Consider the following 15,091-nt stretch of genomic DNA (forward strand, 5'->3'; position numbering starts at 1 on the left):
GCAAGATTTATAATAGATACAATTGATGTGTAGAGGAGTTTATAATGGTGGATTTCGAACGTTATTCTAGGCAAATTTTATATAAGAATATTGGACAACAAGGTCAAGCACAGTTATTAAAGCAACATGTACTGATTATAGGAATGGGTGCATTAGGAACACATTTAGCAGAAAGTTTAGTACGGACTGGTGTCGGTGAAATTACAATTGTAGACAGGGATTATATCGAATTTAGTAATTTGCAACGCCAGACTTTGTTTACAGAACAGGATGCTTCGTCATATATGCCTAAAGTGGTAGCCGCAAACAACCATCTTAAAGCAATTCGTTCTGATGTTGTGATTCATCAACACATTGCTCATGTCGATGCACGATTTTTAGAACTGCATGCAACACAAATTGATTTGATCTTAGATGCGACAGATAACTTTGAGACACGACAGCTCATAAATGACTTTGCATATTTAAATAAAGTGCCTTGGATTTATGGTGGTGTTGTACAAAGTACATATGTGGAAGCGCCTTTTATACCAGGTGAGACACCGTGCTTTAATTGCCTTGTTCCTAATATACCAACGATAAACATGACTTGTGATACGGTAGGCGTTATTCAACCAGCAGTGACAATGACGACGAGCTTACAGATGAGAGATGCGTTAAAGATTATCTTAGATGCGGAATTATCTCCTAAATTAACTTATGGTGATTTATGGGAAGGTACACATCATTCATTTGGCTTTGCCAAAATGAGTCGCTCAACTTGTCCTACTTGTGGTGAAAATCCAACATATCCATACTTGCATGCTACTAGTCGAGATTATGCGACTTTGTGTGGTAGAGACACAGTACAATATCAAAATAATAATATAACCCAGGAAATATTAGAATCATTTTTAATTAGAAATCATATTAACTATCAAAGTAACCCGTATATGATAAGGTTTAAATACAAAGAGCATCAAATCGTAAGTTTCAAAGGTGGACGAATGCTCATTCACGGAATGACTAACCCGAATGAGGCGAAAACCTTAATTAATCAATTATTTGGCTAACATAGGAGGAATTGCATTATGCATACGAATGTTAAGTTAAATCGACCAATTAAATGTGGTGTATTAACGATATCGGATACTAGAAATTATGATACGGATAAAGGTGGTAAATTAGTGCAAGCGTTGCTCTCTGAAATAGGTATCACAATTTCTACAGAATATTACAAAATTGTCAAAGATGACAAAATTGCTATAGAGTCTCAAATAGAGCATTGGTTAGCGACAGATTTAGACGTCATCATAACAACAGGTGGGACGGGCATTGCTCAAAGAGATGTAACAATCGAAGCGGTAAGTCCGTATTTAACAAAGCAGATCGAAGGATTTGGAGAATTGTTTAGATATTTAAGTTATGTCAAGGATGTAGGGACAAGGGCAATGTTGTCGAGGGCGATAGCAGGTGCGCACAATGATAAGTTGATTTTTTGCTTACCAGGTTCAACTGGTGCCGTGAAATTGGCAATAGAGGAACTAATTAAACCTGAAATTACACATTTGATTAAAGAACTAACAAAATAAAATACCTCGAACAATCAATTCGAGGTATGAACTGTTATATTAAATTACTGTTCGCGTTGAAAGTCACCGGATTTACCGCCTGTCTTGGTTAGCAAATAAGTCTCACCAATAATCATACCTTTGTCTAATGCTTTAGTCATATCATAAATCGTGAGTGCTGTAACAGAGGCAGCAGTGAGTGCTTCCATTTCTACGCCAGTCTTACCTGTGGTAGAAACAGTAGCTTGAATATTTAATGTATAATCGGCTTGGTTTTGTTGCCAATTAAATTGAATGTCAATGCCAGTCAATGGTAGAGGATGGCACATTGGAATGATAGTTGATGTTTGCTTTGCTGCCATGACACCTGCAATTTGTGCAGTGTTTAAGACATTCCCTTTATCATTCGTATGTTCGACAATTTGTGTGTGGATTTCTTCGTTTACTGTAATGCTAGAGTGTGCAGTAGCTGTACGTTTTGTGATTTTTTTGTCTGAAACGTCTACCATTTTAGCATTACCTTGCTCATTTATATGTGTAAATTGAGACACAGTTATCCCTCCTAAACATTTTTAGTATACCATGAAATTATAAGTTATAAGGAGTAGATCGTATGCCAGTAGAAAAGAGAACGCCTATCCCTGTTAGTGAGGCAATTAAACGTATTGTTAATGAAAATATATTAATGGATATCACAAATGTAAAATTATCTGAAAGCTTGAACTATATACTTGCCGAAGATATTGTTGCTACATACGATATACCGAGATTCGACAAGTCTCCTTATGATGGCTTTGCACTTAGAAGTATAGATACAACAAAGGCATCAGGAGATAACAGAATCTTCTTTAAAGTAATTGATCACATTGGAGCGGGAGCAGTATCTAACGAATCAGTAGATGAACATGAGGCTGTACGTATAATGACAGGTGCTGCTATTCCTAAAGGCGCAGATGCTGTTGTTATGTTAGAGCAAACTACCGAATACGAGTCAGGATTTACGATTCGTAAGCAATTTGATGCTTTAGAAAATATTTCTATTAAGGGAGAAGAGACTAAGACGGGTGACATTGTCTTACAAAAAGGACAACGTATTAATGCTGGTGCCATCGCAGTATTAGCAACTTACGGCTATACAGAAGTGCCTGTTTATAATAAACCAAGCGTAGCTATTATTGCTACAGGTAGTGAATTGTTAGATGTCGGAGATGAATTAGAGCCTGGAAAAATCAGAAATTCTAATGGGCCTATGATTAGTGCATTAGCACAAAATCTTGGATTAACAATAGAAACTTATAAAATTCAACAAGACGATTTAGATACCAGTATAGAAACTGTTACAAATGCACTGCAACAGCACGATATTATTATCACTACAGGTGGTGTATCTGTTGGTGACTTCGATTATTTACCACAAATTTATCAACATTTAGAGGCAAAGGTCTTGTTTAACAAGGTTGCTATGAGACCTGGTAGTGTTACGACAGTTGCCGTAGCACAAGGGAAATATTTATTTGGGCTTTCAGGTAATCCTTCTGCTTGCTATACAGGCTTTGAGTTATTTGTGAGAACTGCTGTCTTAAAGATGACAGGGGCACAGGCAGTGTACCCACAAGTAGTTCGCGCAACGTTAATGGAAGACTTCACAAAACCGAACCCATTTACAAGATTTATACGTGCAACAACAACATTTGATGGTCACCAAATGACTGTTACGCCTTCAGGATTTAATAAATCTGGAGCTGTTGTAGCAATTGCTCATAGTAATGCCATGATAATGTTGCCAGGCGGGACTAGAGGTTATAAAAAAGGCTATACTGTTGACGTTATACTGACAGAATCTGACAGTAGAGAGTATGATTTAACATTATGATAATACAAATTGTTGGATATAAGAAATCAGGTAAAACGACATTAATGAGTCATACGATTCAACAGCTAAAGTTAAATAACTATACAGTTGTAACTATTAAACATCATGGTGGCGAACACGATAATCAATTACAGGATATTAAATTGCAAAGTGCAGAAGTTGACCATATGAAACATTTTGAAGCAGGTGCAGATCAAAGCATTGTCCAAGGTGTCAATTATCAACAAACAGTAAGTCGGAGTCCTAAGCAAACTTTGACTGAAATTATCAGAAAATCTGTTACAATAGACACTAACATTATATTGGTAGAAGGATACAAAGATGCTACTTTTCCTAAAGTAGTTGTCTATAGAGATACTGATGAATTAAAGCAGTTGAACCAACTTACCAATATTAAATATAGAATCAATTTAGATGATCAACAAGCATTAGCACAATATGATAAGTGGTTATTAGCGTATATACAAGAAGGAATGAAATAGAATGAAACAATTCGAAATTGTAACTCAACCTATCAAGACAGAACAATATCGGGAATTTGTGTTAAATGAAAAGCAAGGTGCTGTTGTAGTATTTACGGGGCATGTTCGTGAGTGGACAAAAGGTATTAGAACTGAATATCTTGAATATGAAGCGTATATACCAATGGCAGAGAAAAAATTAAAGCAAATTGGTGATGAAATTGAAGCGCAATGGCCAGGTACAATTACTGCGATTGTGCATAGAATTGGTCCATTAAATATTTCGGACATAGCAGTATTAATTAGTGTGTCATCACCACATAGAAAAGATGCATATGCAGCAAATGAATATGCAATTGAACGCATCAAAGCCATCGTGCCAATATGGAAGAAAGAAATCTGGGAAGATGGTGCACAATGGCAAGGTGACCAACGTGGTAAGCATGAAGATTCTGTAGGAAGGTGTTAAACGATGAGGGTACTTTATTTTGCAGAACTTAGGGAATTATTGGATAAGCACGATGAAGAAATTGATTTAAGTTATGATATTACTGTGAAATCATTTGTACAACATATCATAGAACGTTATCCAGAAATTGCAAAGGTGAAGTTTCAGATTGCAGTAAATGAAGAGTTTGTAAAGGATGACGACATTGTACAATCAAATGATACAGTCGCATTAATTCCACCAGTTAGCGGAGGTTAAGAGAGAAATGAAAGCAATTATACTTGCCGGAGGACAATCAGAGAGATTCGGTGAACCTAAAGCTTTTGCGGAGATTGATTCACAACCATTTTATCGTAGAATCATCGATGTATTAGAGGCTACGAATATGTTTAATCAAATTATTATTAGTACAAATGATCAGTTACAGGATAAATTTGACTATCCACATATTCTAGTAGATGAAGCACAACATAAAAATAAAGGGCCTTTGGCAGGTATTCATGCAGCTATGAAAACTTATCAAGAAGAAGAATTATTCTTCGTGATTTCGGTCGATACGCCTATGATTACTCAAAAGGCAGTAAGTAAGCTCTATCAATTTATGGTGGAACATTTAATTGATGACCAACTTGATGTCGCTGGTTTTAAAGAAGGTGAACAACCTATACCAACGATTGCATTTTATCATCCAAGGACTATGGAACAGATAGAAGCGGCCTTAACTTCTGACGATTACAGTCTGAAGCATGTTTATCATCAAGTCGTAACGGATTGGTTAGATGTTAATCAAATTGATTCGACTGAATATTGGTACAAAAATATAAACTATCAGCAAGATTTGGACTCTTTAAAGTTTCGTATATTGAATAGATAAGGAGGCCTGTGAATATGGTTGAACAAATAACTGATAAACTCGGTCGTCCTATTAGAGATTTAAGGTTGTCAGTTACTGACCGTTGCAATTTTAGATGTGATTATTGCATGCCTAAGGAAATTTTCGGTGATGATTTTGTCTTTTTACCTAAAGATGAATTATTAACGTTTGATGAGATGGTACGTATTGCTGCACTTTATACGCAGTTAGGTGTCAAAAAAATACGCATCACAGGTGGAGAACCGTTACTGAGACGTGATTTATATAAACTGATAGCTAAACTTAACGAACTTGAGGGCATTGAAGATATTGGTTTGACAACAAATGGATTGTTGCTTAAGAAACATGGTTTGAACTTGTATAATGCAGGGTTAAGACGTCTGAATATTAGTCTTGATGCAATAGATGATCAGGTGTTCCAAAGTATAAATAATAGAAACATTAAGGCGACTACCATTTTAGAACAAATTGACTATGCGCTGTCGATTGGTTTTCACATCAAAGTAAATGTAGTGATACAAAAAGGTGTGAATGATGATCAAATATTGCCAATGCTTGAATATTTTAAACACCGTAATATTGAAATAAGATTTATTGAATTTATGGATGTTGGTAATGATAATGGTTGGGATTTTAGTAAAGTAGTCACTAAAGATGAAATGTTATCTATGATTGAAAATGAGTTTGATATAGAGGCGGTAAAGCCTAAATACTATGGTGAAGTAGCAAAGTACTATAGACATAAAGATAACGGTGTACAATTTGGTTTGATTACAAGCGTGTCACAATCATTTTGTAGTACGTGTACACGTGCACGTTTATCATCCGATGGGAAATTTTATGGATGTTTATTTAGTGAAGTCGATGGGTTTGATGTCAAATCGCTTATGCGCTCAGGCGCCTCAGATGAAACACTATTAGATCAATTTAAAGCATTATGGAAAATAAGAGATAATCGGTATTCTGACGAACGTACTGAACAAACTGTAGCGAATCGTAAAAGAAATAAAATAAATATGAACTATATAGGTGGATAAGTATACACTTAATATTATTTATTTAAAACAATCACATAAGTGTCTAATTTAACTTTAATAGTTATAAATTAAAAGGAACATCTCCAATTAATACGAGGTGTTCCTGTTTTATTTTTTACTTAGTACTTTTAAAGGTGTGAAAGATGTCGCTCTACATACTTGAAAGTAAATACTTTATGGTAGATTCAATGTATTTACATGTTAAGTTTACATATTTTGTAATAATTTAAAATAACATTTATAGATTTTAGGTAATACAAAAATATTGTGATATGAATAATAGGGTATATAAATAGAATCCAATAGTAGAATTTAATTATTTATTTGAATTAAAATAATAGATTTATTGAAGAAAGTGTTATATAATATTTAAAAAGCTTATTCATTAAAAATAGCCATTAATACAACTAGAGAAGACAATGAGGAGGCACGCATTATGGAAAGTAAAGTATCTTATTTTATAACTTCCGAAAGGGCGTTAAGTCAATTAAAGCATTGGTTAAAGTCAGTGCACGGTTTATCTATTGAAGAATTTGTGGTTTTATATAAAGTATACGAAGCCACAAAAATCAGTGGTAAGGAATTACGTGACACATTACATTTTGAAATGTTATGGGACACAAGTAAAATTGATGTGATAATTAGAAAAATTTATAAAAAGGAATTATTGTCAAAAGTACGATCTGAGACTGATGAGCGTCAGGTGTTCTATTACTATAATGAGACACAACATGAAGCGTTACATGACATTATTAAAGAAATTGAGCATATCAACGTTCCTTAATATAATAAGTTGAAAATTAATACATTAGACTTTAGTTTATATGCGGGATATTCACTAAAGTAAAAAACGAGGGTTATCGGTTTGAAAATTATCGATAACCCTCGTTTTTTGTTATTGAATTAATATGATTCCATGGCTTTTACTTTGCGACCATGTACTAAATAATAAATGATTAAGGTAATGATAACGACAACAGCCATGACACCGTATAGTTGAGCGTATGTCATAGTTGATGTAGCAAATCCAAGTACATATGGACCAAATCCTAATCCCAAATCTAATCCAATAAAGTAAGTAGAAGTGGCAATACCATATTTAGTCGGTGGTGATACCTTAATGGCAATTGCTTGCATACATGATGAAATATTACCATATCCTGCACCTAATAACAGACCAGCTAATACTAACATCCAGCCACTATGCGTTAAACTTAGTACTAAAAATGTTAAAAATAACAAAATGAACGAAGGATACGCTACTACATTTTCTGTTTTTTGATCCATTAATCGACCGGCAATGGGTCTAGTTATTAATGATGCTATGGCATAGAAAATAAAGAAGTAGCTTGCAAGTGAGACTAAATCAATTTCTTTAGCGAAAAATTGTAAAAATGTCAGAATAGATGAATATGTTAGGCCAGCTATTAACATAATAATGGCAACGGGTACTGCTTCTTTTGCAATATAGTTGCTAAGATTAAATCCTTTGCGCTTAGTCGTAGGTGTTAAAGATTCATTAGTGATTTCAAACTTCACATTAACGAAGAAAGAAATAATAAAGCTGACAATACCACAAATTAAACAAATAAAGAATAATAGTTTGATTGGAAAACTATTGATTAATAATAAGCCAAAGAATGGTCCGATTGCAGCACCTATGACTAGGCTTAATGAGAACAAGCTAATACCTTCACTTTTTCTTTCGGAAGGTGTTACATACGCTGCAATTGTACCAGTTGCAGTAGTTGTAATACCTGTGGCAATACCATTAATTAATCTTGTGAACATTAAGAAAGACAATGAACCTTCAATAAAATAACAAAGCTGTGTGATTAAGAGAAAAGCTAGTCCTATTAATAATATACGCTTAGGACCAATTTTATTTACATATTTACCAGTAGCAAATCGACCGATAAGTGACCCAATGATAAATAATCCAGACACTAAACCAGCAACACTGTCAGAGGCATGATAAACTTCTTTCGTATAACTGGCAACGATAACGATTAACAAGTACATACATAAGTAGACTAAAAAGTTAGTGATAAAGTTAATGTTAAAGCTTTTTGTCCAAATTGGTGTCTTTAAATTTGAACGATCAGACATGTTATGATTCCTCCATTTTATTAATTTGTTCGTGAATTAAGCGGATGGTGTGATATGTTTCAGCGAGTTGGTCTGCTGAAATACCTGCTTCTTTAATAATTTCATCCTGAATGCCTTCTATGCGTTCGCTCATTTGCGAGAATAATAATCTTCCATCGTCAGATAAGGATAGCTTTTTTTCTCTTTTATCTTTTCCTTGTTCGATGATGAGTAGAGATTTTTCTGAAAGAGCCTTTAGGATTTTTCGCGTAGTTGGCTTTTCTATAGCGCGTCGTTTCGAAATTTGAACTAACGTTGTAGGTGCATTTTGAGATATATCTTTTAACACGAGCCATTGAGCAGGAAAGAGTTCGAAGTCATCAAATACTGGTTGAAATAGTTTGATATAAGGTCGATAAACACCAGTTAATTGATTGAAAAGCAAAGTTGTATCCATATGATCCTCCCTAATAGTTAGCTAAGCTAACTTGTTTATAACAATTAATATTGTAAACCTATTCTTTAAATAAAGCAATACTAGATTATCTATAATTCAAGTAGAGTAATGAATAAACAATTGAAATTTATAACAATAAAAGACGACTGAATATTGTTTTGACGGGTAATAAAGCTTATTATTTGTTAAAATTAATAAGATATTAAAGGTTAGGGGATTGTCTATGAAAGAATTAAAGTTGGATCATATCATTCACTATATTCAACAGCTCAATGATTTTAAATATCCTGGTCACATTTTAAAATTAAATCAAGGTGGACAGCACGAACGATTAGGTACATTTAACAGATTAGCTTATTTGAATAATACTTATATTGAATTATTAGATGTAAATAAACCTGAAGTTTTGCAAAAAATAATTAAAACTGAAGAAGGACGTGTTTCATTTCCTTCAAAGATAGTACAAGATGACTATAAGCAAGGTTTAAAGACAATTGCATTTCAAACATCAGATATCGATCAAGTTAAAAGTGACTTGGAAGAAAAGGGTGTCGAGGTCATTGGCCCGGTAAATATGCAACGTGAAAATAAAAAGGGTCATAAAACAACATGGAGATTATTATATATTGCGGATCCTGATTATAGAGTTAAACCGCCATTTTTTATTCAATGGGATGAGATTGAAGAAGTTAGAAATAAAAAAATTGAACCATTTAAACAAAAAGAATTTACTGTTAAAGGAATCGTTATTAATAGTACAGAGCGTGCTCACACTGTTGAAAAGTGGTGTAAATGGTTTAACATGAAAATCGTAGATGAAACAGCAACTTATTCAGATCTAAAGTTGGAAAATGACCCAATCATCTATCGTATTAATGATGGACATTACTCAGGTTATAAAACGATTCAATTAACAGATAATAAAACAACTTCGTCATATACGTTGATTATTAGAGGTGCCAATTATCAATTTGAAGCTGATTAGTAGATATAAAGGTATACACTGTGCGCAATCAATGCTATATGAATGATTGAAACGAGAAGTGTAACGATTGTCAATATCGTGATATATCGATTGACGCGCAATAATAATAGAAAAATGGATAATACGAAACTAAGAAATGCTAAAATAATTCTAATACTTAAAAATGAAACTGTTAATGCTTGAGTTATATCATGAAATATAAAAATAATATTGATAATTAATAGTAAACTTAAAATAATAATACGCATTACCTTTACCTCTTTTTTAATTTTTAATATAGTATAGCAAATGAATGGTAAATATGTGAAAGAATGTTTGAAGCAATGTATAATACTTAATGTACTGTAATGATAAAGGAGACATCAGTTTTTATGGAAAAGATGAATATCACAAATCAAGAACATGATGCATTTGTAAAGGCTCACCCGCAAGGTGATTTATTACAATTGACAAAATGGGCAGAAACAAAAAAACTAACGGGTTGGTATTCAAGACGAGTCGCAGTTGGGGAAGCTGGAGAAATCGTTGGAGTTGCTCAACTATTATTTAAAAAAGTGCCCAAACTACCATTTACGTTATGTTATATCTCGAGAGGCTTTGTAACTGATTATAGTAATAAATTAGCATTAGAAACATTATTAGAAGCCACTATGCAAATTGCTAAAGAAGAAAAAGCCTATGCAATTAAAATTGATCCAGATGTTGAAGTTGAACATGGAACTGAAGCTTTAACAAATCTAAGGGCATTAGGCTTTAAGCATAAAGGCTTTAAAGAAGGTTTATCTAAAGATTATATTCAACCTCGCATGACGATGATTACGCCAATTGACAAGACTGATGAAGAATTAATTCAAAGCTTTGAAAGACGAAACCGTTCTAAAGTAAGATTGGCTTTAAAACGAGGTACCACTGTTGAACGTTCAAATCGCGAAGGTTTGAAGACATTTAGTAATTTAATGAAGATTACAGGTGAAAGAGATGGCTTCTTAACGCGAGATATAAGTTATTTTGAAAATATTTATGATGCGTTACATCCAGATGGCGATGCTGAGTTATTCTTAGTGAAATTGGAACCTAAACCTGTATTAAAGGAATTACGTGAAGAATTAGCAGGTATTGAAGCAGAAAAAGTGAAATTAAGTGAGAAAAAGCAAGATAAAAAAACATTAAATAAAATCAATGATGCTGATAATAAGATAGCAAAAACAACGGAACTTATTACAGAAATGGAAGGCTTGGAAGCTAGTCATCCAGACGGCATTTATTTATCTGGTGCCTTACTTATGTTTGCAGGTAAAAAATCTTATTATTTATATGGTGCATCTTCGAATGATTATAGAGACTTTTTACCTAATCACCATATGCAATTTGCTATGATGCAATATGCAAGAGAAAATGGTGCAACTTCTTATGACTTTGGTGGAACTGATAATAATCCAGATAAAGATTCATCACATTATGGTTTGTGGACCTTTAAAAAAGTATGGGGAACATACTTAAGTGAAAAAGTCGGCGAATTTGACTATGTGTTAAACAAGCCACTTTACCAAGTCATTGAAAATGTTAAACCTAAATTAACCAAAGCAAAAATTAATATTTCAAGAAAATTAAAGCGAAAATAATATAGCAAATGATAAAAATAATCCCTAGCGATTTGAAACAATACATTAGTTTAAGCAATTGTTCTTACAATGTAGCGTTATCAAATATGTTAGGGATTTTGTTATGTTGAAAAATAAATAGTAGCAGTTAAGAAAGATTGATAATCTTTTTAAAATAATTTAGTAAAGCTATATTGCATCCTGTGATATTGTGGTAAATTGATGTTGTTAGTGAAAAAATGAGAGGAGCTATGGGAATGATAAAGAAGATGCTAAAGTTCTCGCTAGGGAATAAATTTGCAATCTTTTTAATGGTGTTACTCGTTATTCTAGGCGGGCTTTATTCAAGCTTTAAAATGAAACTTGAATTATTGCCGGATGTTGAAACACCAATGATTACAGTTCAAACAACTATGCCGGGTGCAACACCAGAGACAACTAAAACTGAAATTAGTGATAAGATTGACGAACAAATTCGATCGATGGCCGATGTGAAAAATGTTAGTGCGCAATCCATACAGAATGCATCGATTGTTTCTGTTGAATACAGAGAAGGTACTGACTTAGACAGTGCTGAAAATAAATTAAAAAAAGAACTAGATAAGATCAAATTTGGGGAAAATGTTGAGGAACCAGAACTAAAAAGACAAACGATGAATGCTTTTCCAATCGTTGCGTATTCTTTTACTTCTAAAGACAATGATTTAAAAAGTACGACGAAAAAATTAGAACAGCAATTATTACCTAAATTGCAAACCATTGATGGTGTACAGAACGCACAATTAAATGGGCAAACAACACGTGAAGTAACAATTAAATTTAAACAAAGCGCATTAGAAAAAAGTGGTTTGACAGCGGATAGTGCACAACAATACATAAAGAGTGCTACAAGTGAAACACCACTGGGATTATTTCAATTTGATGATAAAGAGAAATCGATTGTCATTGATGGACAATTTAATTCTGTCGATGGACTAAAAAATTTAGAAATACCATTATCTGCAGCAAGTGCAACATCTGGGAATGGCGATGACCAAAGTAATACGTCAGCTAGTGGACAGGATGCTATGACAGGGACTTCTGCTACTAACACGAGTCAATCAACTAAAATACCATCAGTTAAATTAGCAGATATTGCTAGTGTTTCTATTGGTGATGAAAGAAAATCAATTTCTAAAACGAATGGTAAAAATGCAGTTAATGTCCAAGTGATTAAAGCACAGGATGCAAACACAGTTCAAGTAGCTAAAGATACTAAGAAAGAGATCGACAAATTCGTTAAAGCCAATCCTGAATTAAAAGATACAAAAGTTATGGATACGGCTAAACCGATTGAAGACGCGATTAATACAATGATTGAAAAGGCAATCTTAGGTACAATTTTTGCTATCATCATTATCTTACTCTTCTTGAGAAATATTAGAACAACGGCTATATCAGTAGTATCTATACCGATGTCGATTCTAATTGCTATGGTAGCATTGAAATTATGCAATGTATCATTAAATATACTTACATTAGGTGCCTTAACTGTAGCGATAGGACGTGTTATTGATGATTCTATCGTCGTGGTTGAAAATATCTATCGTAGATTATCAGATAAAGGTGAGGCATTAGTAGGGGATAGTTTAATTATAGATGCAACGAGAGAAGTATTTAAACCAATTATGTCATCCACTATTGTGACAATCGTTGTCTTCTTACCATTAGCATTTGTATCAGGGTCAGTAGGTCAGATGTTTAGACCGTTTGCCTTAGCGATTGCCTTTAGTTTACTTGCATCGCTACTGGTCTCAATTACGATAGTACCTGCATTAAGTGCTAGTTTATTTAAAAAGGGTATTAAACATCCACGTACTGAAAATTTAGGTATTGTAAGTAAGCAATATCAACGTATACTCAAATGGTCGCTCAATCATAAATGGATTGTCATTATTGTAAGTACAGTGTTATTAATTTTTAGTATAGGATTAGGTGCTGCCAAATTAGGTACGAGCTTTATTTCTACTGGTGAAGATAAATATATGGCATTGACATACACTCCAAAACCAGGTGAAACAAAGCAAAGTGTTTTAAAACATGCAGAGAAAGTGCAAAATTATTTGAATGATAAGGATAAAGTTAAAACTGTACAATATTCAGTAGGTGGAGAAACACCAACTGATCCAACGGGCAGTTCAAATAGCCTGGCACTAATGGTTGAGTATGATTCTGACACACCTCATTTTGATGAAGAACCTGATAAAGTGTTAAACCATATCAAACGTTACCATCATCCTGGTGAATGGTCTAATCAAGACATGGGTACAGGTGGAACGAATAACAAATTGGAAATTACTGTGACAGGTCCGTCATTGGATGCAATTAAAGGTACTGTGAAATCAATAGAACGTGAAATGGAACATACAAAAGGCCTAGCAAATGTAAAATCTGATTTGACAGAGACTTATGAGCAATACAATGTCAAAGTAGATCAGAATAAAGCAAGTGAGAACGGATTATCTGCATCACAATTAGCTATGACTTTAAGTCAGAATGCACCAGAGCAAGCAATAACAAAAGTAAAAGAAAATGGTAAATCAGTTGATGTAAAAGTGAAGAAAGATAAAGAAACACATTGGACAAAAGAAAAATTAGAAAAGACAGAGCTTCAAACTCCAACTGGAAAGACAATTCAATTAAGTGATATCGCAAGTTTAGAGAAATCATCTACACCTAATAAAATTGAGACCAAAGCAGGAGATTATGCGACAAAAGTTTCAGCTAAAGTTACACAAAGTGATGTTGGAACAGTGTCTCAAAAAGTATTGTCTAAGGTTGATAAATTAGACAAACCAAATAATGTAAAAGCGAGTGTTGGTGGTGCGAACGAAGATATTTCAAATGCAATTATTCAACTTTCTGTTGCTATGTTAGCAGCAATTATCATTGTGTATTTGGTTCTAGTGTTAACATTTAAAGGTGGTTTAGCACCATTTGCAATTTTGTTCTCACTACCATATACAATTATAGGTGTTGTTATAGCACTTGTTATAACAGGAGAAACAATTTCTGTTCCAAGTATGATTGGTATGTTGATGTTGATAGGTATTGTTGTAACCAATGCCATTGTACTAATTGACAGAGTGATTAATAAGCAACATGAAGGCTTAGATATGAAAGCAGCTTTAATTGAAGCGGGGGCAACACGTATTAGACCAATATTAATGACAGCATTAGCTACAATTGCAGCTTTAATACCAATGCTGTTTGGTGAAAATAGTTCAATACTTATTTCGAAAGCAATGGCGGCGACTGTAGTTGGCGGATTAATTTCTTCGACTGTATTAACGTTAATCGTCGTACCTGTTATTTATGAACTTTTATTTACAATTAAAAATAAACTATTTAAACATCGAAAATCATAAAGAAAATAATTCTAGCTTATGCACTCATTTATAAAACGAAGTGCCTTCTAGCTTATTTGAATAAAAGGCAATTTCTATCTTACTGTGATAGGAATTGTCTTTTTTACTGCATAGATGTACAGCATTTTTGAATAACAATGATATGGACGTTAAATTATTGAAGGTTAGTGATTAATGGTTAAAAGGGAATGCTATGTTAGTAATTGAAATGTATGTGTAAACTAATATCGCTAGCTAGAAAAGGCTAAACAAATGCCCCAAATGAAATTTATAGTTCCATTTTGGGGCATTGTTATAAGTATGATGTTCT

Annotated in this window: 15 protein-coding genes; 12 read left to right on the forward strand and 3 right to left on the reverse strand. The window is 33.4% G+C overall.

All coding sequences use genetic code 11. The features are described 5' to 3' along the window. Positions 1 to 47: 47 nt before the first annotated feature. Positions 48 to 1,052, forward strand: a complete 1,005-nt coding sequence (locus ACY191_RS05115; RefSeq protein ID WP_119199073.1) for a ThiF family adenylyltransferase — start codon at positions 48 to 50, stop codon at positions 1,050 to 1,052. Positions 1,053 to 1,070: 18 nt separating this feature from the next. Further along, entirely contained in the window at positions 1,071 to 1,571 is a 501-nt protein-coding gene (locus ACY191_RS05120; RefSeq protein WP_042739108.1) for a MogA/MoaB family molybdenum cofactor biosynthesis protein, read from the forward strand. A gap of 44 nt (positions 1,572 to 1,615) precedes the next feature. Here ACY191_RS05120 and moaC read toward each other — a convergent pair whose 3' ends face one another. After that, a complete protein-coding gene (gene moaC, locus ACY191_RS05125) occupies positions 1,616 to 2,101 on the reverse strand; it encodes a cyclic pyranopterin monophosphate synthase MoaC (protein ID WP_107512185.1) in 486 nt (161 codons plus the stop codon). Positions 2,102 to 2,163: 62 nt separating this feature from the next. Here moaC and ACY191_RS05130 point away from each other — a divergent pair, with 62 nt between their 5' ends. The 7 genes from ACY191_RS05130 (at position 2,164) to ACY191_RS05160 (ending at position 7,027) form a co-directional block, all read left to right on the forward strand. Further along, positions 2,164 to 3,423 carry a molybdopterin molybdotransferase MoeA gene (locus ACY191_RS05130; protein WP_229366629.1) on the forward strand — a complete coding sequence of 420 codons (1,260 nt, stop codon included), beginning with the start codon at positions 2,164 to 2,166 and terminating at the stop codon, positions 3,421 to 3,423. Further along, a complete protein-coding gene (gene mobB, locus ACY191_RS05135) occupies positions 3,420 to 3,905 on the forward strand; it encodes a molybdopterin-guanine dinucleotide biosynthesis protein B (RefSeq protein WP_042739105.1) in 486 nt (161 codons plus the stop codon). Before ACY191_RS05130 ends, mobB begins: the two co-directional genes overlap by 4 nt. A gap of 1 nt (position 3,906) precedes the next feature. Continuing rightward, the gene (locus ACY191_RS05140; protein WP_042739104.1) at positions 3,907 to 4,353 is read left to right on the forward strand and encodes a molybdenum cofactor biosynthesis protein MoaE; all 447 of its coding nucleotides are present in this window, start codon (positions 3,907 to 3,909) and stop codon (positions 4,351 to 4,353) included. Between the two features lie 3 nt (positions 4,354 to 4,356). Continuing rightward, entirely contained in the window at positions 4,357 to 4,590 is a 234-nt protein-coding gene (gene moaD / locus ACY191_RS05145) for a molybdopterin converting factor subunit 1 (protein WP_042739103.1), read from the forward strand. 7 nt (positions 4,591 to 4,597) lie between these two features. Continuing rightward, positions 4,598 to 5,206 (forward strand): molybdenum cofactor guanylyltransferase MobA, encoded by a 609-nt coding sequence (gene mobA / locus ACY191_RS05150; RefSeq protein WP_042739102.1) that lies wholly within the window; start codon positions 4,598 to 4,600, stop codon positions 5,204 to 5,206. A 14-nt stretch (positions 5,207 to 5,220) separates the two neighbouring features. Continuing rightward, positions 5,221 to 6,243 (forward strand): GTP 3',8-cyclase MoaA, encoded by a 1,023-nt coding sequence (moaA, locus tag ACY191_RS05155; RefSeq protein WP_229366630.1) that lies wholly within the window; start codon positions 5,221 to 5,223, stop codon positions 6,241 to 6,243. Positions 6,244 to 6,679: 436 nt separating this feature from the next. Beyond that, positions 6,680 to 7,027: a SarA family transcriptional regulator gene (locus tag ACY191_RS05160; RefSeq protein ID WP_042739100.1), complete on the forward strand. Its 348-nt coding sequence runs from the start codon at positions 6,680 to 6,682 to the stop codon at positions 7,025 to 7,027. A gap of 119 nt (positions 7,028 to 7,146) precedes the next feature. Here ACY191_RS05160 and ACY191_RS05165 read toward each other — a convergent pair whose 3' ends face one another. Further along, positions 7,147 to 8,352 carry an MFS transporter gene (locus ACY191_RS05165; protein WP_229366631.1) on the reverse strand — a complete coding sequence of 402 codons (1,206 nt, stop codon included), beginning with the start codon at positions 8,350 to 8,352 and terminating at the stop codon, positions 7,147 to 7,149. Position 8,353: 1 nt separating this feature from the next. Next, entirely contained in the window at positions 8,354 to 8,788 is a 435-nt protein-coding gene (locus tag ACY191_RS05170) for a MarR family winged helix-turn-helix transcriptional regulator (RefSeq protein ID WP_042739098.1), read from the reverse strand. A gap of 223 nt (positions 8,789 to 9,011) precedes the next feature. On the opposite strand from ACY191_RS05170, the gene ACY191_RS05175 reads away from it, so the two are divergent. The 3 genes from ACY191_RS05175 (at position 9,012) to ACY191_RS05185 (ending at position 14,781) form a co-directional block, all read left to right on the forward strand. Beyond that, positions 9,012 to 9,773, forward strand: coding sequence for a VOC family protein (locus tag ACY191_RS05175; protein WP_042739097.1), 762 nt, complete (start codon positions 9,012 to 9,014; stop codon positions 9,771 to 9,773). Positions 9,774 to 10,144: 371 nt separating this feature from the next. Further along, positions 10,145 to 11,395: a lipid II:glycine glycyltransferase FemX gene (locus tag ACY191_RS05180; RefSeq protein WP_107512193.1), complete on the forward strand. Its 1,251-nt coding sequence runs from the start codon at positions 10,145 to 10,147 to the stop codon at positions 11,393 to 11,395. A 236-nt stretch (positions 11,396 to 11,631) separates the two neighbouring features. Continuing rightward, a complete protein-coding gene (locus tag ACY191_RS05185) occupies positions 11,632 to 14,781 on the forward strand; it encodes an efflux RND transporter permease subunit (protein WP_229366632.1) in 3,150 nt (1,049 codons plus the stop codon). Positions 14,782 to 15,091: the final 310 nt, after the last annotated feature.

This window comes from Staphylococcus sp. TCBT05 (assembly GCF_055179755.1).